28 protein-coding genes and 2 pseudogenes are annotated in these 25,505 nt (G+C 72.4%); 18 read left to right on the top strand and 12 right to left on the bottom strand.

The window, feature by feature from the left end:
* The 4 genes from ACFXG1_RS00005 to ACFXG1_RS00020 all read right to left on the bottom strand — a co-directional run.
* On the bottom strand, positions 1 to 248 hold a 248-nt coding region (locus tag ACFXG1_RS00005; protein WP_384721582.1), incomplete at its 3' end, for a hypothetical protein.
* Positions 245 to 406: a hypothetical protein gene (locus tag ACFXG1_RS00010; protein ID WP_384721579.1), complete on the bottom strand. Its 162-nt coding sequence runs from the start codon at positions 404 to 406 to the stop codon at positions 245 to 247. The genes ACFXG1_RS00005 and ACFXG1_RS00010, both read right to left, overlap by 4 nt.
* Positions 403 to 711 (bottom strand): hypothetical protein, encoded by a 309-nt coding sequence (locus ACFXG1_RS00015; protein ID WP_384739866.1) that lies wholly within the window; start codon positions 709 to 711, stop codon positions 403 to 405. The genes ACFXG1_RS00010 and ACFXG1_RS00015 overlap by 4 nt, the downstream gene beginning before the upstream one ends.
* Positions 712 to 895: 184 nt before the next feature.
* Complete coding sequence (locus tag ACFXG1_RS00020; RefSeq protein ID WP_384739868.1) at positions 896 to 1,075, bottom strand: hypothetical protein; 180 nt, start codon at positions 1,073 to 1,075, stop codon at positions 896 to 898.
* A 432-nt stretch (positions 1,076 to 1,507) separates the two neighbouring features.
* Here ACFXG1_RS00020 and ACFXG1_RS00025 point away from each other — a divergent pair, with 432 nt between their 5' ends.
* Positions 1,508 to 2,233 (top strand): GntR family transcriptional regulator, encoded by a 726-nt coding sequence (locus tag ACFXG1_RS00025; protein ID WP_384739871.1) that lies wholly within the window; start codon positions 1,508 to 1,510, stop codon positions 2,231 to 2,233.
* A gap of 287 nt (positions 2,234 to 2,520) precedes the next feature.
* On the opposite strand, the gene ACFXG1_RS00030 is transcribed toward ACFXG1_RS00025, so the two are convergent.
* Positions 2,521 to 3,342 carry a fumarylacetoacetate hydrolase family protein gene (locus tag ACFXG1_RS00030; protein WP_384709773.1) on the bottom strand — a complete coding sequence of 274 codons (822 nt, stop codon included), beginning with the start codon at positions 3,340 to 3,342 and terminating at the stop codon, positions 2,521 to 2,523.
* A gap of 78 nt (positions 3,343 to 3,420) precedes the next feature.
* On the opposite strand from ACFXG1_RS00030, the gene ACFXG1_RS00035 reads away from it, so the two are divergent.
* From ACFXG1_RS00035 to ACFXG1_RS00060, 6 genes and pseudogenes are all read left to right on the top strand, one after another.
* Positions 3,421 to 3,591: a hypothetical protein gene (locus ACFXG1_RS00035; RefSeq protein ID WP_384709721.1), complete on the top strand. Its 171-nt coding sequence runs from the start codon at positions 3,421 to 3,423 to the stop codon at positions 3,589 to 3,591.
* A gap of 127 nt (positions 3,592 to 3,718) precedes the next feature.
* Positions 3,719 to 4,207: a gamma-glutamylcyclotransferase family protein gene (locus ACFXG1_RS00040; protein WP_384709718.1), complete on the top strand. Its 489-nt coding sequence runs from the start codon at positions 3,719 to 3,721 to the stop codon at positions 4,205 to 4,207.
* Positions 4,189 to 4,503 (top strand): 4a-hydroxytetrahydrobiopterin dehydratase, encoded by a 315-nt coding sequence (locus ACFXG1_RS00045; RefSeq protein WP_384709715.1) that lies wholly within the window; start codon positions 4,189 to 4,191, stop codon positions 4,501 to 4,503. The genes ACFXG1_RS00040 and ACFXG1_RS00045 overlap by 19 nt, the downstream gene beginning before the upstream one ends.
* 20 nt (positions 4,504 to 4,523) lie before the next feature.
* A pseudogene (locus ACFXG1_RS00050) lies at positions 4,524 to 4,725 on the top strand (flavoprotein); the annotation flags it as partial.
* Positions 4,726 to 4,783: 58 nt separating this feature from the next.
* Positions 4,784 to 5,059, top strand: a pseudogene (locus ACFXG1_RS00055) (NUDIX hydrolase); the annotation flags it as partial.
* Positions 5,060 to 5,130: 71 nt separating this feature from the next.
* A complete protein-coding gene (locus ACFXG1_RS00060; protein ID WP_384709712.1) occupies positions 5,131 to 5,979 on the top strand; it encodes a DUF1932 domain-containing protein in 849 nt (282 codons plus the stop codon).
* A gap of 35 nt (positions 5,980 to 6,014) precedes the next feature.
* Here ACFXG1_RS00060 and ACFXG1_RS00065 read toward each other — a convergent pair whose 3' ends face one another.
* Genes ACFXG1_RS00065 through ACFXG1_RS00080 form a run of 4 tightly spaced genes read right to left on the bottom strand, consistent with a single transcriptional unit; the run spans position 6,015 to position 10,062 of the window.
* The gene (locus ACFXG1_RS00065) at positions 6,015 to 7,229 is read right to left on the bottom strand and encodes an ABC transporter permease (RefSeq protein ID WP_384709709.1); all 1,215 of its coding nucleotides are present in this window, start codon (positions 7,227 to 7,229) and stop codon (positions 6,015 to 6,017) included.
* Positions 7,226 to 7,960: an ABC transporter ATP-binding protein gene (locus ACFXG1_RS00070; protein ID WP_384739879.1), complete on the bottom strand. Its 735-nt coding sequence runs from the start codon at positions 7,958 to 7,960 to the stop codon at positions 7,226 to 7,228. The genes ACFXG1_RS00065 and ACFXG1_RS00070 overlap by 4 nt, the downstream gene beginning before the upstream one ends.
* A complete protein-coding gene (locus ACFXG1_RS00075) occupies positions 7,957 to 9,462 on the bottom strand; it encodes a peptidoglycan-binding protein (protein ID WP_384717369.1) in 1,506 nt (501 codons plus the stop codon). The genes ACFXG1_RS00070 and ACFXG1_RS00075 overlap by 4 nt, the downstream gene beginning before the upstream one ends.
* Before the next feature lie 6 nt (positions 9,463 to 9,468).
* Positions 9,469 to 10,062 carry a hypothetical protein gene (locus ACFXG1_RS00080; RefSeq protein ID WP_384717366.1) on the bottom strand — a complete coding sequence of 198 codons (594 nt, stop codon included), beginning with the start codon at positions 10,060 to 10,062 and terminating at the stop codon, positions 9,469 to 9,471.
* Between the two features lie 164 nt (positions 10,063 to 10,226).
* Between ACFXG1_RS00080 and ACFXG1_RS00085 the strand changes: the two genes are divergently transcribed.
* Complete coding sequence (locus ACFXG1_RS00085) at positions 10,227 to 10,856, top strand: hypothetical protein (protein ID WP_384717363.1); 630 nt, start codon at positions 10,227 to 10,229, stop codon at positions 10,854 to 10,856.
* Positions 10,857 to 10,909: 53 nt separating this feature from the next.
* Positions 10,910 to 11,263, top strand: a complete 354-nt coding sequence (locus ACFXG1_RS00090; protein WP_384717361.1) for a hypothetical protein — start codon at positions 10,910 to 10,912, stop codon at positions 11,261 to 11,263.
* Between the two features lie 19 nt (positions 11,264 to 11,282).
* On the opposite strand, the gene ACFXG1_RS00095 is transcribed toward ACFXG1_RS00090, so the two are convergent.
* Complete coding sequence (locus ACFXG1_RS00095; protein WP_384717358.1) at positions 11,283 to 11,807, bottom strand: hypothetical protein; 525 nt, start codon at positions 11,805 to 11,807, stop codon at positions 11,283 to 11,285.
* Between the two features lie 269 nt (positions 11,808 to 12,076).
* On the opposite strand from ACFXG1_RS00095, the gene ACFXG1_RS00100 reads away from it, so the two are divergent.
* On the top strand, positions 12,077 to 13,165 hold the full coding sequence (locus tag ACFXG1_RS00100; protein ID WP_384717355.1) for a magnesium and cobalt transport protein CorA: 1,089 nt from the start codon (positions 12,077 to 12,079) through the stop codon (positions 13,163 to 13,165).
* Positions 13,166 to 13,224: 59 nt separating this feature from the next.
* Here the strand turns inward: ACFXG1_RS00100 and ACFXG1_RS00105 are convergent, their stop codons facing one another.
* Both ACFXG1_RS00105 and ACFXG1_RS00110 read right to left on the bottom strand, forming a co-directional pair.
* Positions 13,225 to 13,440 (bottom strand): hypothetical protein, encoded by a 216-nt coding sequence (locus ACFXG1_RS00105; protein ID WP_384717352.1) that lies wholly within the window; start codon positions 13,438 to 13,440, stop codon positions 13,225 to 13,227.
* 190 nt (positions 13,441 to 13,630) lie between these two features.
* Entirely contained in the window at positions 13,631 to 14,233 is a 603-nt protein-coding gene (locus ACFXG1_RS00110) for a hypothetical protein (RefSeq protein WP_384739885.1), read from the bottom strand.
* A gap of 178 nt (positions 14,234 to 14,411) precedes the next feature.
* Between ACFXG1_RS00110 and ACFXG1_RS00115 the strand changes: the two genes are divergently transcribed.
* The 8 genes from ACFXG1_RS00115 to ACFXG1_RS00150 all read left to right on the top strand — a co-directional run bounded on the left by ACFXG1_RS00115 (position 14,412) and on the right by ACFXG1_RS00150 (position 25,378).
* The gene (locus tag ACFXG1_RS00115) at positions 14,412 to 14,540 is read left to right on the top strand and encodes a hypothetical protein (RefSeq protein WP_384739888.1); all 129 of its coding nucleotides are present in this window, start codon (positions 14,412 to 14,414) and stop codon (positions 14,538 to 14,540) included.
* A gap of 103 nt (positions 14,541 to 14,643) precedes the next feature.
* Positions 14,644 to 15,441: a hypothetical protein gene (locus ACFXG1_RS00120; RefSeq protein ID WP_384739891.1), complete on the top strand. Its 798-nt coding sequence runs from the start codon at positions 14,644 to 14,646 to the stop codon at positions 15,439 to 15,441.
* Positions 15,442 to 15,518: 77 nt separating this feature from the next.
* Positions 15,519 to 16,040, top strand: coding sequence for a CU044_2847 family protein (locus ACFXG1_RS00125; RefSeq protein WP_384709449.1), 522 nt, complete (start codon positions 15,519 to 15,521; stop codon positions 16,038 to 16,040).
* A gap of 57 nt (positions 16,041 to 16,097) precedes the next feature.
* Positions 16,098 to 18,416: a trypsin-like peptidase domain-containing protein gene (locus ACFXG1_RS00130; RefSeq protein WP_384709452.1), complete on the top strand. Its 2,319-nt coding sequence runs from the start codon at positions 16,098 to 16,100 to the stop codon at positions 18,414 to 18,416.
* Positions 18,413 to 19,480 (top strand): AAA family ATPase, encoded by a 1,068-nt coding sequence (locus ACFXG1_RS00135; protein ID WP_384709455.1) that lies wholly within the window; start codon positions 18,413 to 18,415, stop codon positions 19,478 to 19,480. Before ACFXG1_RS00130 ends, ACFXG1_RS00135 begins: the two co-directional genes overlap by 4 nt.
* Positions 19,481 to 19,501: 21 nt before the next feature.
* Positions 19,502 to 23,356, top strand: a complete 3,855-nt coding sequence (locus ACFXG1_RS00140) for an SAV_2336 N-terminal domain-related protein (protein WP_384739897.1) — start codon at positions 19,502 to 19,504, stop codon at positions 23,354 to 23,356.
* Positions 23,357 to 23,516: 160 nt separating this feature from the next.
* Positions 23,517 to 24,596 (top strand): LLM class flavin-dependent oxidoreductase, encoded by a 1,080-nt coding sequence (locus tag ACFXG1_RS00145; RefSeq protein WP_384709458.1) that lies wholly within the window; start codon positions 23,517 to 23,519, stop codon positions 24,594 to 24,596.
* Between the two features lie 47 nt (positions 24,597 to 24,643).
* Positions 24,644 to 25,378, top strand: a complete 735-nt coding sequence (locus ACFXG1_RS00150; RefSeq protein WP_384709461.1) for an FMN reductase — start codon at positions 24,644 to 24,646, stop codon at positions 25,376 to 25,378.
* The last annotated feature ends 127 nt before the right edge of the window (positions 25,379 to 25,505 follow it).

Below are 25,505 nucleotides of genomic sequence, written 5' to 3' on the forward strand. Positions count from 1 at the left end.
GGGTCCGGAGGGAGCTGGGGTCGGGGCTTTCCGTGTTTGCCCATGTCGAGTGTGCGGTGGGTGAGGCGGTAGATGCCGAGGGGTGGGAAGAGGGTGGTGCGGGGTGGGGTGTGGTCGTGTGCGCAGGGGGTGCAGAGGAGGTCGCGGGTGGTGGGGGTGATGCGTGCGGTGGTCACCGGTGCGCGCCAGCAGGCTTCGCAGGTGGTGACGTCGGTGGTCGAGCGGGGAAAGACCTGGGCGAGGATCACGCCGGGGCTCCTTGGCGGGTGAGGGCGTCGAGGATGTGCTCGGGGCACGTGAGCTGTCCGGGGTGGACTTCGACCGGGGCGGTGGTGTCCCGTCCGCAGACGGTGCACTCGGCGGTGGAGGGTTGGGGTGTGGGGGCGAGGAGCCCGTCGCGGGTCACCGGATCCACGTCCACGCCGGTCCGGGCCGGGACGCCCGTACCGCGACGGGCTGTTCGAACCGGAGCCCGTTGCGGGCGATGATCAGCCTGCGCGCTCCGGGTGGTGCGGTGGTCCCGGTGGTGGTGGCGGTGGCCCGCTGCCGCAGGATCTCCCGCGCCTCCGCCTGGGAAGGGCTGGTCCACGGCCGGGTCCACGGATCGACTCGGGGCGGGGGGTGGATGACGACGATCACGGTGGTTCGGCGGCGCGGCAGTTTGAGGAAAGTCCGTAACCGGGTGACGAGGTCGGCGATAAAGTCGTTCATACGACGAATCAGCTCCAGGTGATTGCTGGTTGGTCGAGCCCCGACGGACCCGTTGCGAGCGGTTCCTCGGGGCGTCTTGGTTTCTGTGGGTTGGGTGGTCCCGGCCCCGCGCCGGGGGTGGTTTACGGGGCCGGGACCGGTCACCCGTGCACGGGGCGTGGGGCCACCGCACACGGGAGCCTGGTCAGCGCCGGACCCTGCGCGGCTGCGGACACTCCGGATGCGCGTACAACGACGGACGCGCCCCGGACGCGGAGAACCCGAGCATCAACAGGTTCTCCTCCGACCGCTCCACGAGCCGCTCGCAGTACACGCAGTACTCCGGCGGCGAACCGGGCTCGGGAGTGGGGTTATTGGTCACCATCGCCCCCTTGGGTGTGTTCGTTTGCCGGGTGGGAGTCGGGAGTTCGGTCCGGGCAGATCGGGCCGCCGCAGACGCACGGCGGCCAGGTGCTCGTCACGAGTACGGGTTCAATCGGTGTGCACACGGCCGGGTTTCCCCGGCGTCTTTGATCGGTAGGGTGCATGCCGTCGACTCCAAATCAGTCGTCCACGCCCCCGGGCCCCGCCAGGCCGTGGGGGCTTCTGCGTGCTCGGGACCCGTCCCGACCAGGAGTGGGCTGCTGGTCGGAACGGGCGAACCGGCGCCGGCTCCATGAAGACTCTCCCGCCGGTGCATACCAGTAGCTATCATCATCGCTACTAGTAGCGCTACCTATCTACATCGAATAGCCTCTAACGTGTAGTGCCACACCGGGACATGGCCGGTGCGGCACGCAACGGAAAGGAGAGAGGAATGGCCCAGGTGGGATACGTGGCCATCGCGGATCACTACCGTCGGCAGATCCAGGACGGAGCCCTCGCACCGGGCGACGCGCTGCCGTCACTGCGGGAGGTGTGCGAACAGTTCAACGTCGCCAACACGACGGCGAACCGCGCCTACCGCCTCCTCAAGATGGAAGGGCTCACCCTTCCCAAACCCGGCATCGGAACCGTCGTCGCCGGACCGATCAGCAACAACATCCCGGCCCGGGTCCGCCTCCACCGGCACACCGGCGCCGCACTCGGCGGCGGGGAAACCTCCCGCATCCTGGAGACCGGCACCATCGGCGCGGACGAACTGGTCGCACCACGCCTCGACGTCACCCCGGGAACCCCGGTCCACGTCCGCCGCCGCATCGTCAGCCGCGACGGCGCACCCGTCCACATCAGCAGCAGCTACTACCCCGCCTACGTCATCGCCGCCGCACCCGAACTCGCCGAACCGGTCTCCACCGGAGGCTCACGCGAACTCGCCGCCGAACGACTCGGAGTCGAACAGGACCACGTCCTCGAAGAGGTCACGTCCAGACACCCCACCACCACCGAGAAGAAAGCACTCGGACTGACCGCCGGCGACGTCGTCGTCACCCAGGTCGTCCGCACCGTCCACCTCGCCGACGGCCGCGTCGTCGAAGTCGCCGTCAAAGTCACCGGCGGCTCCACCGTCCTACGCTGGACCACCACCCTCCACGACCAGTAACCGACCACCCCTCAACAGCGCCGAAGGACCCCCAGGCCACGGGTGGGCCGACCTGGACCCGCACGGCGCAACCACACCCCCACCCCGGGCCCGGCCACCACAACCGGTCGCCGGGCCCGAGGCGGAGGACATGTTCGGCCGGCTCAGTCGCCCTCGCCCGTGCCGGGGAAGAGGAAGAGGCGTACCGGATCGCGGGCGATGCGATCACATCCCTGCCCGTCGGGCACCGCACCGGCATGGTCATGCGCTACGCCGCCGACTTCGCGGCGGTCGCGGGCCGGCCGGAGCTACCGGCCGGGCGGCAGTTCGCCGAGCTGATCCGCGCCTGAGACGACGGTGTTCCTGAGCGTGCCGATCTGGTCGACGGCGACGGAGACCCCGTCGCCGGGTTGCAGGGGGCCCACTCCGGCGGGCGTGCCGGTGAGGATGACGTCGCCGGGGTCGAGGGTGATCGCGGCGGTGATGTACTCGATGAGATCGGGGACCGGGGTCAGCAGGTGACTCGTATGCGACCGCTGGCGGTACTCGCCGTTGACCATGGAGCTGATGCCGAGATTCCCCGGGTCGATACCGGTGACGACCCAGGGACCCAGAGGACAGAAGGTGTCGAACGCCTTGGCCCAGGACGGCTGGCCGTCGGTCTCCTGGATGTCGCGGGCGGTGACGTCGTTGGCGCAGGTGTAGCCGAAGACGTACTCCTGGGCGTCCGCCGCCCTCACGCCCCGGGCGGTTCGGCCCATGACGACGGCGAGTTCGGCCTCGTACTCCACCCGGCGCGACTGGCGCGGGTACCGGATGTCAGCGTCCGGACCGATGACGGCGGACGGGGGCTTGAAGAACAACCGCGGCACCGGCGGCGCGCCCATGCCCATTTCCGCGATGTGGTCCGCGTAATTCCTGCCCACCGCCACGATCTTCCCCGGGATCACCGGGGCCAGCATCCGCACCGCCTCCATGGGGATCAGTTCACCCGTGCCCACGGCGTCCGTACGCATCGGGTCGCCGGTGAGAAGCTCCACCGGGGCGTGATCGTCCACCACCTGGGCGATCCGGCCGAACCGCACCCGGTTCCCGTACTCGAACCTGATGTACCGTCGTTGCTCCACCATGACCATCCCGTCGATCGCCACCGTCACACCGCCGGACGACAGGATCGCAGGAGGGCACGGAGCCCGCCCCGCCAACCCATGACCACCGACCTGCCCGCCGAAATGACCGGCACCGGAGAGATCCGCAACGGATTCGCCCACATCCACGCCGTCATGGGTGTCGAAGGCAACCGGGCCATCGCCGAACACCTCCACGATGCCCGCATCGGAACCCACTTCGCACGCGTCTACGTCATCCCCTACCCCTGACCACCCACGAGCGGGAGGGAACGAATCGTTGGCCGATAACAGGAGGACACATGCCACAACGCCATCCCCCCACGCCGTAACTCCGGCACGTCTCGATCGCCGGGCACGAATCGAGCACGATCCCGATGTGCTGTTCTGCTACGGCACCCTGCGGTTCGACGCCGTCCTGGAGGCCCTGCTCGGACGAATACCCTCCGGTGTCCCCGTAGACGCACCCGGATGGCGGGCCGCAGCCCTCGCGAAGAGGGTGTACCCCGGCTTGGTCCCGGCACCCGGCTCGACGGCCCCCGGCCTGTTGCTGACCGACCTCAGCCGTCGGGAGTGGGCCATCCTCAACGCCTTCGAGGACGAGCGGTACGACCTGCGGCCCGTGGCCCTCGCATCCGGTCAGCGTGCATGGGCGTACATCTGGCCCGGCGACGACGTCCTCCCGGCCAACTGGGACAAGGACCTCTTCGAGGGCCGCCACCTCCTGGAGTACGCCACCCGGTGCCGACGCATCGCGCCGACGCTCTCGAAAAACTCTGTTACCCCTTCCACGGCCTCCGCCCCCGAAGTACGCCTAAGCCACCCGCAACCCGACCCGAGGAGCACTCCATGGCCGCCGTCCCCCTGACCGACGCCGAACTCGGCCAAGCCCTGAGCCGACTGCCCGGGTGGACCGTTGAGAACGGCAAACTGGCCGCGTCGTTCGCCATCGGCCGAAGCGCCGTCCCCGCCCTCTACACGGCCGTGGCAGCCGCCGAGGACGAGGCGAACCACCATGCGGAAGTCACCATCCTCTACGGGACCATCGGCTTCGCCCTCAACACCCACGACGCCGGAGGCGCCATCACGGCCCTCGACACCACCATGGCCACCCGCCTCACCGGCCTCGCCACCGACCACGGAGCCCGCCCCGCCGACCAATGACCACCCAACGGACCACGCCGATGACGCGCCCCGTGCTCTACCTCATCGCCTGCGCCGCCGGTCCCACCCAGTACATCGACCACGGCGTCCGCGCCGCCCGGGACGCGGGCTGGGACGTATGCCTGATCCTGACCCCCTCGGCAGCCGGCTGGTGGCAGGAACGCCTCGGTGAACTCACCGACCTGACCGGCCACCCCGTGCGGTCCCGGTACAAACTCCCAAACTCCCCTCCGGCGGCACCGCCGACGGCGAGGATCCGGCGCACGCCGCCGCCCGCGAGTTCGAGGAGGAGACCGGCTGGCGGCCGGGACCCATGCGGCTGCTGCTGGCCGTCGATCCGATGCCCGGCATCTCCACGTCCCACCACCGCGTCTACTGGACCGACCAGGCCCGACGAGTCGGCGTACCCCGCGACGCCTTCGAATCCGCCCGCCGCGAATGGGTGCCCCTCGCCCGCGTACCCGAACTCGTCACCGACGGCCGCATCCGATCCGCCAACACCATCGCCGCCCTCCTCCTGCTCCACCACCTCCGACCAGAAAGCCAGAATCGGTAACGCGCCCCCACCCGAGACCCGGGCCGGGGGATACAAAGGCCCGCGCCCGAACTTCCGCCCGGAGGGTTGGTATGACGACCTTGACCGTTCTTCACCCCGGCGCCATGGGCGCCGCCGTCGCCCGGCAGGCAGCGGCCGCCGGGCATCGTGTGCTGTGGGTGCCCGATGGGCGGAGCGCGGCGACGCGGCGGCGGGCGGATGCCGCAGGTCTCACCGGGGGTGCGTCGCTCGGTGCTGCCCTGGCCGAGAGCGACATCGTGCTGTCCGTATGCCCGCCGCAGGCCGCCGAGGACGTCGCGGAGGTCGTCGCCGGGCACGGGTACGACGGTGTGTACGTCGAGGCCAACGCGATCAGCCCCCAGCGCGTGCGGGCCGTCGCCGACCGGATGCCCTCCGCGTGCACCGTGCTCGACGGCATGCTCAGCGGCGCTCCCCCGAACGGCACCCGCCCCGTCCGGTTCTACCTGGCGGGCGACCCCCACGCCCGCAAGGCGGTCGAGAGCGTCTTCGCCGGTACGCAGGTGTTGGTACGGGCCACGGAAGGCGACATCGGATCCGCCTCCGCCCTGAAACTCGCCATCACCGGCTACCAGAAGATCTCCCGTGTACTCGCCGGAGTCGCCTACGCGCTCGCCACCGACCACGGCGTCGCCGACCTGCTCCAGGCCGAGGCCGAGCAGATGAACAAGGACATCCTCGACGACCCCTCCTACCTGCCCAGCGTCGCCGCCCGCGCCTGGCGATGGGGACCGGAGATGGAAGAAGTCGCGGACACCCTCCGAGCCGCCGACCTCCCGCCCGAACTGGCCGAAGCCGCCGCACACATCTACACACACTGGGCACGGTTCAAAGACCAGACCCCACCACTCGGCCAACTCCTCGACCACCTCCACGACCAACAACTTCACGACAACCCGTAGCCCGGGCCACGCTTCGGGCCCCGCCGTCGGGGGTTTCAGGACGAGGTGAGGGCCTCGGTCGGGGGGAGGCGGCCGGCGCGGATGGCGGGGTAGAGGCCCGCCAGGGCGCCGATCAGGAGGGTGGTGGTGACGGCGACCGCCGACGCCCATGGGGGGACCTCCGTGGGCCAGCCGCGGGCCGTGGCGTAGCCGGCCGTGATCAGGGTGCCGAGGAGGGTGCCGCCGAGGCCGCCGAGCACCGACAGGAGCAGGGACTCGGCGACGAACTGGCCCCTGATCTGGCCGCTCGTGGCGCCCAGGGCGCGGCGGAGGCCGATTTCCGGGCGGCGTTCGAGGACCGAGATCACCATGGTGTTGCCGACGCCCACACCGCCGACCAGGAGCGCCACCCCGCCCAGGCCCAGCAGCAGGCCCGTGAGGGCGGACTCGGTGGCCTCGCGGGCGGCCAGCGCGTCGGAGGGGCGGGAGACCAGGACCGCGCCCGGGGCGCCGGGGTTCGCGGTCGCCGGGAGGACGTTCCACACCGGCTTCACCCGGTCGTCGCGGGCCCGGACGTACACCGTCGACGGATGGCCGTCGAAGCCGAGATACGTGCGCGCCGCCGCCCGGCCCACGAGCGCCGTGTTGTCGATCTCGGGCGCGAGCGGTACCGGGTGCAGCACCCCGACGAGGGCGAACCACTCGCCGCCGAGCCGCAGCCGGATGCCGGGGGTGTACGCGTCGAGGCGCTGGGCCGCCTTCGCGCCCAGGACCACCGCCGGATACCGCTCCGTCGCGGCGCCCGCGCCCAGCCACCGGCCGATACGGACATCCGCGCCGATCGTCGGGAGGAGCCCGGGCCCGGCGGCTGCCACCCCGACGCTGCCGGTACGTCCCGAGGGGATGTGCTCATTGCGGTAGACCGCCGCGCCGTCGACCGCGCCGACCGACGCGACCTGCTGGACCGGGCCGATCCGCCGGACCATGGAGACCGTCTCGCGCGGCAGCTTCGACTGCTCGCCGGTCGTGGTCTCCCCGGGCGCGATCTTCAGCATATTGGTGCCGAGCCGGTCGAGGAGCTGGTCGACCTCGGCCCGGCTGGAGCTGGAGATACCGATCACGGCCGTCATCGCGGCGACGCCGATGGCGATACCGAGCGCGGAGAGGAAGACCCGGAGGGGGCGGGTACGGAGCCCGGTGCCGCCGAGCCGGACCAGGTCGGGGAGGCTCAGACGGGCCGGGCGAAGGGCGGGCCGCCGGGCTCCCTTCACACCGGGCTCCCGGACACCGCACGGCCGGTCACGCCCGGTTCCCACCCGCCACCGCAGACCCCTGTGTCCGTGACGACCCGGCCGTCCCGCAGCTCCACCCGCCGGTCCAGCTCCGCCGCCAGCCCCCGGTCATGGGTGATGACGACCACCGTCGTCCCCGCGCCGTGCAGTCGCCGCAACAGCGCCAGGACCGCCGCCCCCGACGCCGAGTCGAGGTTGCCGGTCGGCTCGTCGGCGAGGAGGAGCGCCGGTTCGCCGACGACCGCGCGGGCCACCGCCACCCGCTGGCGCTCACCGCCCGAGAGCTGGTGCGGCAGATGGTCCGTACGGTGGTCGAGCCCCACCCGGCCGAGCGCCGATGCCGCCCGGCGGCGGCGCTCGCGGCGCGGGACCCCCGCGTACAGCAGGCCGTCCGCGACCGCGTCCAGCACGGGGACGCCGACCGCGAGATGGAACTGCTGGAAGACGAAGCCGACGCGCTGCGCCCGCAGGGCGGACAGTTCACGGTCGGACAGGGCGGCCACGTCGTATCCGTCGACGGTGATACGGCCCGTCGACGGCCGGTCGAGGGTCCCCATGAGATGGAGCAGCGTCGACTTGCCGGAGCCGGACTGGCCGACCACGGCCACGAGTTCGCCGTACCCGACGGACAGGTTCACCCCGTCCACGGCGGTGACCCGGCCCGGGTACGTCTTGGACACATCGCGGAGTTCGACCACGGATGCCGTCATTTGGGGATCCTCACCTTCGTGCCCTCGTGTACGCCGTCGCCCCGGACCTCGACCCGTCCGTCGGCGAAGAGACCTGTGGTGACGGCCGTGAAGCGGCCCGAGCCGTCGTTCGGGGCGCGGTCGCCGTCGTCGGCGTCGCCGTCGTCGTCGGTGTCGTCGGCGAGCTCCAGACCGTGGCCGCCTTCGGCGAGGGCGATCAGCGCCGCGACCGGTACGGCGAGGACGTCCTTCCGCTCGCGGGAGGTGTAGCGGACCGTGACGGGGCCGCTGTCGACCCGGCCCACGGCGTCGGGGTCGGCGAGGGCGACGGTCACGGAGACCGTCGGATCACCGGGCCCGCCCCCGCCCTCGCCGCCGTCCCCGCCGTCCCCGCCGGGAGGCGCGGCCGTCGCCTCCGTACCGACGCTCGCGACCCGGCCGGAGACCGTACGGCCGTCGGGGAGGTCGACGTCCACGGTCCGGCCCCGGCTCGCCCACGTCAGCTCGGACGCCTTCGCGTCGACGGTGACCATCCGGGACGTACTGGTGTACGTCACCGCCTCGCCCCCGGCCTCCGCGCCGGGCCGGGCGTCGACGCCCGCGATCCGGACCGGTCCCGGGGCGTAGACGACGTCCCCGGCGGCGACCCGGCCGGTGCGCGGGACACCGAGGTCCTTCTGCCAGCGCTCGACGGCCGCCTCCGTCAGCGCGGTGAAGGTGTCGTCGACGGTGAAACCGCCGTAGCCGAGGGCGGCGAGGTTGCGTTCGAACTGCTGGACGTCCTGGCCGCGCAGGGGCGCGGGGGCGCGCTCCGTCGCCGGTACGCCCCCGGGACCACCGGCCTGGCCGCCGCCGCCCGCGCCGGAAGAGCCACCGCCCCCCGAGCCCTTGCCGGTGCCGATCCCGGTACCGGTACCGCCGCTGACCGTGCCGCCGGTGGCCGTAGCCCCCACCCCGGATCCGTCACCCGTGCCACCCCCGCTGCTCGTTCCGCCACCGATACCTCCTCCGTTCCGCGCGTCGGCGGTCTCGCCGAGACCCAGGTCCCGGTACATCGGCAGGGCGCCGTACAGCAGCGTCACCGGCCGGTCGTCCACGCGCAGCACCTCACCGCCCCGCCGCAGGGTCGTCCCCTCGGCGGGCAGCCAGGTCACCGTCCCCCGGGCCCTGATCGCGAACGGCACCTCGGGGCCGTGCCCCAGGCGCCCGTCCAGCTCGGCCTTGTCGACCAGGGTGGTGCGGGTGACCGGGACGGTCCCGCCGGCCCGGTCCGGCGCGCCGGGGCCGTCGTCCGTGCCGTCGCCGCCGAGCCCGAGCGCGGCGACCGCGCTCACCGCGCCGACGAGGACGACACCGGCACCGGTCAACAGGGCCGCCCGCCGGCCCCGGCGGGGGCGGGTGCCGCGCCCCCGGCGCCGTATGTCCGGAATCGGTTCGGCGGCCTCGTGCGGCTCGTACGGCTCATGAGTCGACGTGTCCGCCGGTGTCAGGACCTCGGGCACCGTGTTCTCGTCCGCTTCCACTCCGGGTCAGCCCTTCGGCGTGACGTTCTTGGGCACCGGGCCGAGGATGGGCTCGCACTTCCGGCCCGCCCGCCGGGCGCCAGCGGCGGCCGAGTCCCACGGGACCTCCTCGTAGGAGCCGTCGTCACGGGCGTCGGGGAAGTCGGGGGCGCCGTTCTCCTGCATGCAGATGGAGTACCGCTTGCGGTTCCCGATCTCCTTCTCCGTCGGCTTGGGGTTCATCTCCCGTTCCAGAGAGTCCGGGACGATCGTGTTGAACTTCGCGCACACCTCGCCCGCCTTGATGAACTCCGGATCGCTCTTCAGCTCCTTGTTGGCACCTCCGTACGTCACCCTCCCCTTGGCGTCCGGGTCCGAGACGTCGACGCCGTTCTCCCGCATACAGCCCACGTACTTCCGCTGTGCGTCGATATAGACCGACAGCTCGGACTCGATCTTCTTCTTCTGGTTCTCGGCCGCCTTCTTCTCGTCGACGGCGGCGACCTCGTCCTTCGATCCGTCGCCCCCGTCCCCGCCGCAGCCCGTCAGCAGGACCGACAGCGCGACGGCGGCGGCTCCGGCCACCGTCCGTCCGGCGCTTCGACCACGACGTCCGTTCATCACGACCACTCCTCGACGAGGTTTCACGGGATGCGAGGACGGTAGAGCCGCACCTTTGAAGGACCGATGAAGTTGCCGTCAAGAACCATTGGAGCGAGTACGGGCGTACGGGCTGAGTACCGCTACTCAGGCGCGCGCCACGAGACCGCCCTTACCTTCGTGCCATGCGCACCGGCTACGAACGGCGTCGGCACATCCGGTTCCTGTTCCTGTCCTGCTTCTCCGCCCTGGTCCTCGTGACGGCGGCGGTCGTCTTCGTCGTCGCGGGCCCGCCGGGCGACCGGCTGTGGCGGGGGATCCCCTATCCGACGGCCGATCCCGACACGGCCGCCGACCGGGTACGGGACGAGTCCCGGCGGATCCACACCGACCTCGGCGCCCGCCCCGACCGAGCGCCCGTCTTCAACACCCTCCGCTCCAGCCGCTGTCTGGTGCGGGCGGAGATCAGGGTCGAGAAGACGGACCGCTCGGCGGTGGGGGTGCGGCACGTGTGGGAGCTGGACGGGGTCGACCGGGCCGCCGCGCGGACGGCGATCGACCAGGCCGGGCGGCGGCTGCGGGACGACCGGTGGAAGGAGGAGTACGCGTACGACGAGAAGACGAACTCGCGGGGCGGGATGGGCGCCCGGTACAAGCACCCCGACACCGGCTACCGGGTGGCGATCCAGTGGGTGCCGTACCGCAACGGGCTCCTGGTCGACGTCGAATCGCCGTGCCGCACCATTCCCGACGGGCATCCCAAGGCGACGGGCGGCCCGCTGGAGTGGCGCCCGGACAGCCCTCTGCGGCCCTGAGGGCCGCTCGGTAGGGGGGTTGGGACGGGTGGTCCCGGGGGCAGGAAACCCCCGTGGATCCCGACGACGCGCAGCCCCGGCCGCCCGGGCACTCACCGCTCCCGGCGCCCTTCGTGCCCGAGGCCCCGGACGGCTGCTACGACTACGAGGAGACGTTCCGGCTCACGGTACGGATCCCCCCGTACCCCGGTATGGCCGCCAATGACGTCGTCACGGTCCACTGGCGCACCTGGGACGCCCTCCACAAGGAGCCGCTACGCGTCCACGGGTCGTGGGTCGGCGGCGCCGTCGTGGTCCCGATCGGCAACGCGCGGATCTCCGCGTCGGCGACGCGGGTCCACTACGAGGTCGCGTACGCGGCCGGGGGCACCGCCGTCTCGGAGCCCCTGGTCCTCAACGACCGCTGAGTTCCGGCTGCCGGACCCGTCAGGGCGCGGCCGCCGCGTGCCCGCTACAGCTCACGCCGAGACGCCGCTGCTCGCCCCGGGTGACATAGGACAGCCCCTGACGGCGGGTGTCGCTCGCGAAGGAGACGAACTCCGGCGCCTCGACCCCGATATTGCCGCTGGGGTCGACGGCCAGCATCCCCGCGAACGGCAGCAGGATCAGGGCGCCGGGGATCAGCAGTACCTGGAACAGGACGTCGTCCCCGCCGAATCCGAGCACCGCCAGGACCACCACCACCGCCACCAGAACGGCGGAGGTGATCAGGGACCCCACCACCCCGCGCCGCCGCAGCCGCTTCGTCGTCGCGCGGTCCTGGACGACGAACACGCCCTCCCGGCCGCAGTGGCCGCACTCCAGTGCCATCCTGGCCTCGCCCCGCTCGGGCCTGCGCACCACGCACGTCGTCTCCCGCTTGCGGATCCTGACGACGCCGCCGACCTCCTCCCTCATCTCCAGTTGGTGGAGCATGGTCAGCTTGATCCGGTCCGGTACGGTCCACGGCACGAGCTGCCCCCCGGGGCTCGTCGGCGACGTCTGCGGTGTGCTCGGTCAGGCGCGGAGTCTAGCCAGCTCCACCGAAGGTGGGGAGGGCGAATACGGCACTCCGGGTGCGCGGCACGCGGACGGTCCCCCTCCGGGTCGGCCCGGCATATCCGGGCGGGTCCGGGGCACTGAAACCCCGTGACGCGGCCCTTACCGGAGCCGCGCCCGGACAACCAGCCTCCCCGCGCCGTACCCTGCCGGTCCCGTCCCGGCCCTCGAAGGAGCCCGAAGTGCCCGTCATCCGCCGACTGCGCCGTGTCGTACGCAGTGCCGTACGCCGCAAGGTCGACCTCTCCCACCCGCGGCGCTCCCCGCTCGGCAGCACGGTCGTCAACTGCGTCGTGTACGAGGACGGACGGCGCAGGCCCTCCGACGGCGGCGCGGCCGACGCGCTGCGCCGCGTCCGCAAGAAGGGGCGCGGCTTCGTCTGGATCGGCCTCCACGAGCCCACCGAGATCGAGTTCGCCCGCTACGCCGAGGTGTTCGGGCTGCATCCGCTCGCCGTCGAGGACGCCGTACAGGCCCATCAGCGACCCAAGGTCGAGCGGTACGGGGACACCCTGTTCACGGCCCTCAAGACCTGTGTCTACGTCCCCCACGACGAGGTCACGCCGACGAGCGAGATCGTGGACACCGGTGAACTGATGGTCTTCACCGGACCCGACTTCGTGATCACCGTCCGGCACGGCAGCCACGGGTCGCTCGGCCCGCTGCGGGAGGCGCTCGAAGCCGAACCCGACCGGCTCGCCAAGGGCCCGGCCGCCGTACTGCACGCCATCGCCGACTACGTCGTGGACGAGTACCTCGCGGTCGCCGACGCCATCCAGGACGACGTCGACGCCGTCGAGAACGTCGTCTTCAGCGAGCGGGCGCAGCGCGGCGACTCCGGCCGGATCTACCAGCTCAAACGAGAACTGCTCGAACTGCGGCGCGCGGCCGGGCCGCTGGAGCGGCCCATGATCGGGCTCGCCACCCGGCCCGAACCGCCCGTCGGGCCGGACATACAGCCCTACTTCCGTGACGTGGTGGACCATCTGGCCCGGCTCAACGAGCAGCTCGCCGGATACGAGAGCCTGCTGGACTCCATCCTGCAGGCCCATCTCGCCCAGGTGACCGTCGTCCAGAACTCCGATATGCGCAAGATCACCGCCTGGGCCGCGATCATCGCCGTACCGACGATGGTGTGCGGGATGTACGGTATGAACTTCGAGCACATGCCGGAGCTGAAGTGGCGGTACGGCTATCCGCTCGTCGTCGGGCTGATGGCCGCCATCTGCGTGGTGCTCCACCGCAGCTTCCGCCGCAACGGCTGGCTCTGAGCCGGACCGGTCCCGGCCGGTCCGGGCGCCTGGCGCCCGGGTCCGGGTCCGACAAGTGGCTATATCACCGTGACGAAGAGGCCGAGCGACACCACGGCGAGTACGGCGCCGTAGAGCGCGAGCCGGAGCGACCCGGCCTCGTCGGACGGTTCGGTCCGCCCGGAGCTGGAGAGCCGGAGCGCGGAGACGGCCATCAGCAGCAGTGCGACGAAGGTGAGTCCGGCGACCGTGTACCCGGCGCCGGACCGTACCGCGTCGATCAGTGATTCCCTCACCCGGCGAAGGTCTCACGCACCACCGGTGCCCGCATCCCGGAGTGCTCCGTCCGGCATGCAGACAGGGGCGGCGGCGAGTCGCCGCCCCGACCAGCGGTGTTACGCCTGTGGGTGAACAGTCCGACAAATGTCTGATTCATCAGTCGAGCTGATAGTGCTACCTGTGTCCTGTCCTGCGCCCCTAACGTGCTTATGTGGCCCGTTGGGAGCAGTGGAGCGGATTGGCGATCGCGGCGGTTCTTCTCGGTACGCAGGCGGGCGGTACGGCCATCGCCGCGAGCGGGGACGCGGGCGGGAGCCGGGGGAGCGAGTACGGATCCGGAGCCGTGGCCGAGCCGGCCGCGACCCCGGCAGCCGATGAGCCGATCCGCGCCCGGGGCGAACGGGACCGTACGACATCCCCCGGAGCACGCCCCTCGTACTCGGAGATCAGGGCGTCCTCGGCGCCCTCAGTTTCTTTGGGGGCCTCGGGGGCCTCGGCGTTATCCGGAGCCGAGTTCTCCACCGGGACGAAGGTCAGGGTCGACATCCCGGGCGTCGTCTGTGTCTGCGCCGGTGCCGCCGCCTCCGGGCCCTTCCCGGTCCAGGTGTCCGTGGGGATCCGGGTCGATGTGCTCACCGACTGCCCGAAGCCCACCCCGACCCCGACCCCGACCCCGACCCCCACGCCCACCCCCACGCCGACTCCGACACCCACCCCGACCCCGACTCCCACTCCGTCGCCCACCCCCACCCCCACCCCCACGCCGAGCCCGTCGCCGAGCCCGACGCCGTCCCCCACCCCCACCCCCACACCGACCCCGGCACCTCCGCCGAGCCCGACCCCTGAGCGGCCCCCGGCGCCGGCCCCGGAGCGGATCGCCGCTCCGCCGCCCGCGCCGCCCGTCGTCCGGCGGACCCCCGCGCCCCGGCCCGGCCCGGCCCCCGCGCCCAGCGGGACGCCTCTGCGGCCGGTCCGCGCCGCGCAGGAGATGCCCGCCTACCGGCCGCCCCCCGCCGGGCGCGACCACGAGGGCATGCCCCTCGTGGTCCTGGTTCTGGTCACCACCACCCCGGCGGTCCTCGCCGCCGCGCTGCTCAAGCCGCGCCGGGGCCGCTGACCCGGCCGTACGTACGCCCCTCGCCCGCCCGGCAGCCGCCGCGCCTCGCCCGGAAACCGCCCCGCCCGGAACCCCGGAACTCTGGAACTGGAGACACAGACCCATGTCCGAATGGCTGGTCCTCGGAATCGCCATGGCCTCGGCCATCGCGGTCGTCGTCGCCGTCACCCTGCTCAACCAGCGCAGACGGAACCTCAAGGCCGCCCGGGGCGAGGACCCGGACGCGGGCGCCGTGGAGACCCCGGACGTCCTCGAATACATGACCATGATGGTCGGCGTCGTCTACGCGATCGTCCTCGGTCTCGCCATCGCGGGCGTCTGGGAGGCCAGGAGCGCCGCCCAGGACGACGCCCGCCGCGAGGCCCAGGCGCTCCACGAACTGGTCCAGCGCGCCGAGGTCTTCCCCGCCGACTACCGCGCCCGGCTCTCCAACGACGTCGACGCCTACGTCTCCCACGTCGTCCACCGCGAATGGCCCCGGATGGTCGACGGCGACAAGGTCGACGGCCGCGGTGACGAACTCCTGGCCGAGATCCGCTCGGACGTCGCTCCCCACGTCCCTCGCGGTGAACTCCAGGCCCATGCCTACCAGCCCATGCTCGACCGGATCGCGATCGCCGACGAAGCCCGCAACTCCCGCGTCCAGAGCGCCGGAGCGACCCTGCCGGGCGTCGTCTGGTTCGGTCTGATCGCCGGCGCCCTGGTGACGGTGGGGCTGATCTTCACCATGAATATCGGGCGCAGCTACCAGGAGTTGCTGCTCGCGGGCTTCTTCAGCGCGCTCATCGCCTTCCTGCTCTTCCTGGTCTGGGACTTCGACGCGCCCTTCGGGCGCTCGGGCACGGATTCGGCGGACGTCTTCCGCGCCCTCTTCCCCGGGGCGGCCGGCTCCGGAACATGACGGCCATCTCCGCATCCGGAACAAAGAGTTGACTCAATGGGGGCGTACGGAGTCGCACCGATCGGCACAATGTGTACGTGGCTGATTCCGCGGAGTTGACATTCGAGGACGGTACGCCCGTCCGCTTCCTGCTCGGCCCCGGTCCCGCGACCGCCGAACCGCCGGGCCCCGGGGAGGAGCCCGGGAAGGGGACCGGCACCACGGGCGGCGGTTCCGCCGCCGGTATCTACGCCGAACCCGACGACGACCTCCCGGCGGGCATGGGCCCGGCCGTGCCGGTCGCCCGCGGCCACCGGGGCCCCGGCTCCCGCCCCACGGTCGCCTCCTTCACCGCGGGTGCCCTGCGCGGCGCGCTCCGCCCGCTGGGCGCCCTGCTGGAGGAGGTCCACCACGCGGTGTCGGAGGCCCCGGTGCCGCCGACGGACATCAGTGTCAGTTTCGGCGTCCAGATCGGGGAAGACCTCAAGCTGGGCATCGTCGGCGGTACGGCCCTGGCCCATCTCACCGTCACCGCCAACTGGCAGCCCCTGGGCCCCGGCGCCGGGAACGGCGCGCTGCCGGGCCCGTCGGCGAACGGCGCGGTAACCGGAATGGAGTGACATATGGGCTGGTTCCTCCCGGGGGCGTCGGAAGCGACGAAGGAGCCGCTCACATGCGTGGTGAGCGTACGGAGCACCATCGACGGCAAATCGGCGGGCGCCGGGCTGCTCCTCGCCCCCGACACGGTTCTGACCTGCGCCCATGTCGTCAATGACGCCTTGGGCCGACAGATGTTCGACACCCGACTGCCGGGGGCGTACGAGATTCCCGTCGTCCTCACCGGCGCCGGGGGCCGGGTGGAGTGCTCCGCCCGGATCGCGCACTGGATCCCGCCCCGGCCCGCTAAGGGCGAAGGGCCGGTCCGGCCGGGCGCCCGGGAATGGCGGGGCGACCTGGCCGTGCTGCGGTTCCCCGCGCCGACCGCGGACGGCGGGCGGGCGGCGACCGGGCAGCGGATCGTGGAACGTACGGACATGGAGGTCCGACAACAGGTCCGGGTCTGGCACGGCAGCGGCAACGCGGGCACCTTCGCGGACGCGACCGTCGGCGACGTCCGCCCGTACATCGGTTATATCGACGGCACCCCCACCGGGATGCCCGTCGACAGCGGCTACAGCGGCGGCCCGATGTGGTCGATGGACGACGAGGCCGTCGTCGGGATCGTCGTCGCCCACTTCATGCCGCCCACGGATGCCGAAGGACGCCCGTTGGCCGCGAGCTACCAGCACCTGATCCGGCGCAGCTGGGGGGTGCCCTGGCAGCGGATCGAGACCGAACTGCGGGCGGTGGGCGCGTTGCCCCCGGAGAAGCCGCCCCGGGTCGAGAAGGACGACCCCGCCCATGTGCTGCTCACCGAGGCGCTGCGCAACCTGATGCCGTCGACCAGCAGTCGGCTCGACTACGGCCGGCGGATGGCGCGGGAGATGGGCCGGCAGGGGGCGAGCGAGATCTCCGCGCCGTCGGCCGAGGAGTTCGCCCAGGTGCTGCTGCGGGAGCCGAGGGCGCTCGCCCTGTTCACCGAGTCGTCCCGGGGGCTGGACTCGACGTTGACGGACGACATCCTGGCGGCGGGGGCGCTCTCCCCCGTACCGAGGCTGCTGTCGCCGGCCGAGCACCGCAGGCTGCACAAGTTGCTGCACGACACCGACCGGTCCGTACGGGCCCGCTTCGCGGAGGCGGCCCGTGCCGCACTGCCCATGGCGGCACCGATCAGGGGCGGCCGGCGGCCCGGGGCGGACCCCGGAGAGTCCGGGGCCGGGGTCGGCGCGGACGGGTGCGCGGCCGGCCCCGGTGAAGATCCGGACAACCGGGGCGGAGGACGGGGCGACGGTCGGGACGGCGGCTCGGCGGGCTGGACACCGACACTCGACGAGCTGATCGACCATCTGGAGACCCTCCACGGCGACAGCCGTGCGGACGAGGAGGGGGCCCGGGTCCCGGCGCTGCTGCGGGTCGTGGAGTATCTGGCCGTCCTGTGCGCGCCGCCGCAGTGCGCCCAGTTCCGGATGTGGTCGGACGGTGTGGCGTCCCGGCTCGGCATCCCCCGGTCGGCCCTGAACGAGCGGCGCGGTGACGCCAAGGAGTGGCAGCGGATACTGCGCGCCCGTACGGGCCGGGTCCGGGTCCTCGTCCAGGTGACCCCGCAGGGCCGGGACGAGGAAGGGCGCGATCTGCACCAGCTGCGGATCTGGTGCGACGAGGGCAACGGCCCGCGCCAGGTGTCGACCACGTCCACGACCACGTATCTCGCCTCCGAGGCGGCCCGCGAGCTGCTGCGGGTCCTCGAATCCCTCGACCCGGCGGCCGTCGCCGAGCAACGCCCGCTGGTGGAGGTGCTGGTCGATCCGTCGGGGCTGAATCTGCCCATCGACGAATGGGACGGCATGAGCCCCGGGGAGATCGTGCCCGGTGTGCTCGGCGTGGAGTTCCCGCTCGTCGTCCACTGCCCCGAACTCCTGCGGCGGCACGAGCGCTTTCAGCCCGAATGGCGCCGCCGCTGGCAGCAGCTCGACTCGGGGACGAAAGTCGTCATCTCCGAGCGCCGCCGTTGGCAGCAGCTCAAGTCGGGGGAGACGGTCGTCATCTCCGATATCCATCAGGGGATCCGGGGGATCTACGCCACGCTGATGGCCCAGCTCGACGCGGTCCGGGTCCTGGTGGACGTACCCGCCGAGCTGCGGGACACGATCGTGCAGGGCTGTCTGGCCATCGGCGTACCGGTGGTGGTGTGGGACCGGGAACGCGGCGACGCCTCCCACGCGGTGGGCGAGATGGACGGGGTCGCCACCCGGGAACTGCCCGACGGGGTCCGGTCCTACCGGGCCAAGACCATGCAGCAGCCCCGGGAGTACCCGGGGCGACCGGTACTGGCCTGGGCCGACGCGGACCGGACCGTACCGAGACTTCATCTGTCCGAGCCCGTGGAGAGCGCATGAGCACACGACCTCCGGAAATGCCCGAGCCGGGACCTTCGGAAGTGCCCGAGCCGGGACCTTCGGAAGTGCCCGAGCCGGAGCCCGGGGCTTCCCCCGGCGGGGACTGGCGGCTGTTCCGGGGTGACGGCACCTCCCGGCCCGTCCGCTTCCCGAAGGCCCCGCCGTGGCGCCGTTTCACCCCGGTCGACCGCGACGGCCGCCCTGACCCGAAGGCCGGGGCGAAATCCCGGTCGAACCTCCCCTATCTGATCGAGCCGCGCCACGCGGACGTGGTGAACGCGGCGCTCCATCTGCGCCGCCCCCTGCTGGTCACAGGACCGGCCGGGACCGGCAAGTCGTCCCTGGCGCGGGCGATCGCGTACGAGCTGCAACTCGGCGAACTGCTGCGGTGGCCGGTCAACAGCCGCTCCACGGTCCGGGACGCGCTCTACCAGTACGACGCCATCGGACGGCTGCGCGAGACGACCCTCCAGCGGGACCGGGGCGAGGCCGAGCCGTCCATCGGAACCTTCATCCGGCTCGGCCCGCTCGGGACGGCCCTCGTGCCGTCGCCCAAACCCCGTGCGCTGCTCGTGGACGAAATGGATAAAGGGGACGTCGATCTTCCCAATGATCTGCTGACCGTCTTCGAGGAGGGCGTCTTCGACATCCCGGAGCTGACCCGGCTGCCGGAGGAGCTGTCGTACATCGACGTGGAGACCGCCGACCGGGCCGAACCCGTACGGGTGCGCCGGGGCGTCGTCCAGTGCCGGGAGTTCCCGGTCGTCGTCATCACCAGCAACGGTGAACGCGACTTCCCGCCCGCGTTCCTGCGCCGCTGCGTCCGGCTGAACCTCCCGGTACCGGGCGAGGAACGGCTGAGGGCCATCGTCGCCGCCCACCTCGGTGAATCGGAGCTCCGGGACGCGGATGATCTGATCGAGACGTTCCTGCGCCGCCGCGCGCCGGGGGAGCTGGCCACCGACCAACTGCTGAATGCGGTATTCCTGCGGGTGAACGGGGTAGACCTGGACGCGGACGGTCTGTTGGACGCGGTGCTCCACCAGCTGACCGGATCGATGTAGGCGGCGGGGCGGGGGGCGGCGATGACGTGGCCGGACGGCCCGGGAGACGGGGAGGGCGGCGAGCGGGACCCGTACGGCCCGGAGGGGGCGGGCGAGCCCTCGGAACACGTCGAATCGGACGATGCCGCGGACGGCCCGGACCGCCCGTTCCCGGCGGACGGTGTCGTGATGTACGGGGGGGTGGGTTACACCGGAATCGTCTACGACCCCGGACAGTTGGAGGAACGCGACGAATGGCAGGGGGACGGCGAGGCCGGGGAGTGGCACGTCTCCGAACGCGAATGGCGTCGGGCGTCCGGCGACGACTGGGACGACCTTCTGAAGGCCCTCCTCGACGACGAGCCGCCGGAGCCCCCGGAGCCCCCGGACCCTCCGGAACCCCCTGATCCCGACGCGCCGTTGGTCTCCCCTCGCACCGATGAGCCACCACCGCCCGCACCCGCACCCGTACCCGGGCTGGACGCCCCCGTCCCCGTCCCCGTCCCCGGCCCCGGCCCCGAGCCCGGCGCGCGGATCGGGGAGTTGCTCGCCGTCCTGCGCGGCGCCGGGCAGAAGCTCGACGCCGAGCAGACGCTGGACGTGCTGTGGCTGGCCCGCCTGCTGCCCACCGGCGCCGACAGCGCGCCGATGGCCACCCGGACCGAACCGCCGCCGCCCGCGCCCGCCGCGCCCGAGCGGCCCGGGCTCGGGGACATCAAGGACCCGGCCGCCGAGAACGAGGACCGGCTGCCGCCCGGGTTCACGCCGCCCGCGCTCTACGCGTCGGCCCGGCAGCGGCCCGTACCGCGCGCCCCGTCCGATCCGGAGCTGCGGCCGCCCGACAAGAGGCCGAGGTCCGCCCTGCCGGTGCTGGTGCCGGAGAGCAAGGCCCTCACCGACCAGCTCGAACTGGGCCGCGCGCTCCGTCCGCTGCGCCACCGCAGGTCCAGCCGGGACCGGATGGAGATCGATGTCGAGGCGACGGTCGCGATGTTCGCCGAGACCCGGGTCCCCGACGTCGTCCAGCGGCCCGTGCGGGAGCGCTGGCTGCGGCTCGCGCTCCTCGTCGACGACGGTCTGTCGATGCTGCTGTGGCACCGGCTCGGCGCCGAACTGCGGGGACTGCTGGTACGGCTCGGCGCTTTCGCGTCGTTACGGGTCCACGGCCTCGACACCCGGGCCCGCGGCGGGCCCCGGCTCCGCGCCCGCCCGTTCCGCGAGGACAGCTCCGAGCTGCCGCTGACCGGCGTCAACGACCCCTCGGGCCGCACCCTGGTCCTGGTCGTCAGCGACGGCATGGGGACGGCGTGGCGTACCGGCGCCATGCACGAGCTGCTGCGTTCCTGGTCGGCCCGCGGCCCGGTCGCGGTCGTCCACACCCTGCCGCCGGAGATGTGGGAGGCGTCCGGGATCCACGCGGACCGCTGGCGGGTGACGACCCGGGCGTCCGGCGGCGCCAACACGTCGTGGGAGATCGCCGACCCGATCCTGCCGCTCGACCTCGCCGACTTCGACGGGGTGCCCGTACCGGTCCTGGAATCCACCCCGCACTCCCTCGCCACCTGGTCCCGGCTGCTGGTGTCGCCGGGCACCACGGTCGATCTGCCGCTGCTGGCCCGGCCCAGCAGACGCGCCCCGGTCGCCTCGGCCGTCTCCCTCGGCAGCGCCCAGCACTTCCGGGACGCGGCGACCCCGGAGGCGTACCGTCTCGCCGCGCATCTGGCGGCCGTCGCCCCGCTGTCGGTACCGGTGATGCGGCTGGTGCAGGAGGCGGTGCCGTGGCGGGCGGAGACGGCGCATCTGGCGGAGGTGTTCCTGGGCGGGCTGATCCGGCCGCATCCCGCGCCCGTCCCGGCCGGTGAGCCGCTCCCCGCCAAGCACCGGATCTTCGACTTCACGGAGGAGTCGAAGACGGCGCTGCTGGACGCGGTACCGCAGTCCGAGCTGTTGCGGACGGGCCGCCGGATCGGACGGCAGCTGGAACGGCTCGCGGGCCGCTCCCCGGACTTCCCCGCCTGGCTGGCGCATCCGTCGGGCATCGCGGACCTGCCCGCGAGCCGACGGCCCTTCACCCATGTGGAGCGGCGGCTGCTGAGCCGGTTCGGAGTGCCGGTCGACCCGTCGGCGCGGCACCTCGCGCCCCCGTCCCGCGGCCGGGACCCGGGGACGGACCAGGAGGGTCCGTACGCGCCCGGCGGCTGGCGCCCCCTGCGCCCGGACGATCCCGAGCAGCTCGGCCCGTACCGGCTCTCGGGCCGGCGCCGGGGGCGGCGGACGATCGTCTACCGGGGCGAGACCGGGACCGGCCGCAAGGCGGTCCTGCGGGTGCCCCGCCCCGATCTGCCCGCCGCCACCGCCCGGCTGATCGACACCGAGGCGGAGGCCCTGACCCGGCTCGACGGCCGGTACGCCCCCGTCCTGCTGGACCGCGGCACCGAGGGCAGCACGCCCTGGCTGGCGATGACCCCGATCGCCGAGGACGACGACCCGGCGGCCCAGCCGCCCCGGATCAGCGACCTGGTGGACGCGGCGGCGTACGACGGCCGGGCCCCCTTCGACACGCTGCCGGGCCTCTTCGCGGCCTGGCAGCTCGCCAGCGCCGTCGACGTCTGCCATGTGAACGGCCTGGTCCCGGCGGTGCTGTCGGCGGACAGCGTGTTCGTGCTGCGCCGCTCGATCGTGCTGGGCGATCTGTCGGACTGCGCGATCGACGGCGAGTACGCGGGTGCGGGACCGGTGCCGGCGCCCGCCGACACGATGCTCGCCCTGGGCGAGCTGCTCCAGACGATCAGTACCCGGGTGGGCGCGGCCGTCCCGGAGATGCCGGAGGGCATGCAGCGGTGGCAGGGCGGCACCTGGGATCTGCTGCGCTCGACCGTGCTGCGCTGTCTCGACCCGGACCCGGCGAACCGGCCGACGGCGGGTGAGCTGGCCGATCTGCTCTCCCGCTATCTCGCCATGCACCAGGTGCGGGACGTGGGCGGGACGGGCCCGACCCGGCCGGCCGCCGTCCGCGGCGGCACGGGCGTCGAGCGGCCCCGGCCGGTCCCGCCGCGGGCCGAACCCCGGCACGAGCTGATCCGGCTGGGCCGGTTCCAGGGGCGCGGGGGGCCGCGCAGAGCGGAGGACCGGGCGCTGCTGGAGTCCCTGCGGACCCCGGTTCCGTACAGTGTGCGGCTGACCTTGACGGGCGGGCGGCTGTACGACGGCCGGGCCGCGTTCACGGCCGCGCTCGGGTCGCTGATCACCGCCGTACGCGGCGAGCCGGTGCTGGCGCTCGACGGCTCCCCGGAGGGCGGGGTGCTGGAGCAGTGCCTGGTGGACGGGCGGAATCCGGCGTCGTGGAAGGAGTTCGCGGGGCTGCCGGACGGGGCGTCGTACGACGAGGTCAGGGACCGTACGACGGTACTGCCGTCCGGTCTGGAGGTGGTCGCGCACCACCACGCCAGGACGTTCCGGGTGAATCCGAGCCATGCCCAGGAGTACATGCGGGTGCTGGCGCTGACCGCCCCGTACTACTCCTTCGTCCTGACGGACTGGACCGGTGAGCTGGACAAGAGCTCCGTGGTGGTGCTGAACCACACGGACCGGCTGGTGCTGTTCTGCCACCGGGGCGCGCGGGTGGACGCGGACCACACCCTGACCTGGCTGCGGCGGACGGGCCGGGAGGCGCTGGCGGACCGGGTGGTGCTGGTGGTGATGGAGCCGCTGGGGTCGGGGGCCGGCGCCACGGATCCCGCGCGGGTCGCCGAGGGGGCCCGGATATCGCCGGAGCAGGTCGCGGTGGTGCCGTACGAGCCGCAGGCGCCGTACCGCTTCTGGGATCTTTCCAGGCTGCCGGCACCGACCGTGCGCGGACTGCTGTCGGTGGCGAAAGCCCTGGTCAGCGACTTCTGAGCGATACGGTTCCGGAGGCTCGGCGGGCGATCGGGGCCGCTTCGGGTTCAGGCTGGAATAGACGGAGGGGGGTACCCGTTGGTACGGTTAGTTCAACATTCAACCAAACGTTTCGAGCAACCGGGCTCCGGCCCGGAGAGCCAGCCGGGAGGCGAGCGACATGCAGTTCGGCATCTTCACCGTCGGTGATGTCACGACCGACCCCACCAACGGCAGCACGCCGACCGAGCACGAGCGGATCAAGGCGACCGTAGCCATCGCGCAGAAGGTGGAGGAGGTCGGCCTGGACGTCTTCGCCACCGGCGAGCACCACAACCCGCCCTTCGTGCCGTCGTCGCCGACGACCCTGCTCGGCTATGTCGCGGCCCGGACCGAGAAGCTGATCCTGTCCACCTCGACGACCCTGATCACCACCAACGACCCGGTGAAGATCGCCGAGGACTACGCCTATCTCCAGCACCTGGCCGAGGGCCGGGTGGACCTGATGATGGGGCGCGGCAACACCGGCCCCGTCTATCCCTGGTTCGGACAGGACATCCGGCAGGGCATCCCGCTGGCGATCGAGAACTACGCGCTTCTCCACAAGCTGTGGAGGGAGGACGTGGTCGACTGGGAGGGCAAGTTCCGCAGCCCGCTCCAGTCGTTCACCTCGACCCCGCGCCCGCTCGACGGCGTACCGCCGTTCGTCTGGCACGGCTCCATCCGCTCCCCGGAGATCGCGGAGCAGGCCGCGTACTACGGCGACGGCTTCTTCCACAACAACATCTTCTGGCCCATGTCCCACACCAAGCAGATGGTCGAGCTGTACCGCAAGCGGTACGCGCACTACGGGCACGGCACGCCCGAGCAGGCCATCGTGGGGCTCGGCGGACAGGTGTTCATGCGGAAGAACTCGCAGGACGCGGTCCGGGAGTTCCGTCCGTACTTCGACAACGCGCCGGTGTACGGCCACGGCCCGTCGCTGGAGGACTTCAGCGCGCAGACGCCGCTGACCGTGGGATCGCCGCAGCAGGTGATCGAGCGGACCCTGTCGTTCCGTGACGCGGTCGGGGACTACCAGCGGCAGTTGTTCCTGATGGACCACGCCGGACTGCCCCTGAAGACCGTGCTGGAGCAGCTGGACATCCTCGGCGAGGAGGTCGTCCCGGTGCTGCGCAAGGAATTCGCCCGGCTGCGCCCCGAGGGCGTTCCCGAGACCGCGCCGCTCCACCCGGCGGTCGCCACCCCGAACCGGGACTGACCACCGGGCTCCCGGCGGACAGTTCGACAAGCTCAAAGGAAAGGATCATGACCATGAGGCTGGTTGTCGTCTCGGCCGGACTGAGCGTGCCGTCGTCGACCCGGCTGCTCGCGGACCGGCTCACCGAGTCGGTCAACCGGTCCCTTGCCGGGGCCGGGCGGGCGGCCGACGTCGAGATCGTCGAACTGCGCGAACTCGCCGTACCGATCGCGAACAACCTGGTCACCGGGTTTCCCCCGGCCCCTCTCGCGGAGGCGGTCGAAGCGGTCACGGCGGCGGACGGGCTGATCGTGGTGACCCCGGTGTTCTCGGCCTCGTACAGCGGTCTGTTCAAGTCGTTCTTCGATCTGATCGAGCCCGGCGCGCTCACCGGCAAGCCGGTCCTGATCGGCGCGACCGGCGGCACGGCCCGGCACTCGCTGGTCCTCGAACACGCGATGCGCCCGCTGTTCGCGTATCTGCGGGCCGAACCCGTACCGACGGGCGTCTACGCGGCGTCCGAGGACTGGGGCGGCAGCGGTGACCCGCTGACCGACACCCTGCCCGAGCGGATCGAACGGGCCGGCGGGCAGCTGGCCCGGGCGATGACGGGAGGACGCCCCGCGCGTCCGGCGCCGGTGGCGGACGCCGCCGCCGACGAGGCGCCCGGGCTGGGGCTCGGCGGCTTCGACATGGCCGCCGCGCTGGGAGCGCCGCGCCGGGAGCCCGCGACGGCGGAGCCCGGCGGGGACGGTTCGGGGGCCGGACCGGCGGCCGCCCCGGCGGCGCTGCCGCTGAACTGACCGGGAAGGCGAAGGGAGTCCGGGGCCGAGCGCCCCGGACTCCCTTTCGCGTAAGCGGAGCCGTCGCGCGGAGTCCGCGCACGGAGTCCGCGCGCGGTCCGCGCGCTGCGTGAGGAACCGCTCGCCC

It is taken from the genome of Streptomyces sp. NPDC059248 (assembly GCF_042753905.1).
In the GTDB taxonomy this organism is placed as follows: Bacteria; Actinomycetota; Actinomycetes; order Streptomycetales; family Streptomycetaceae; genus Streptomyces.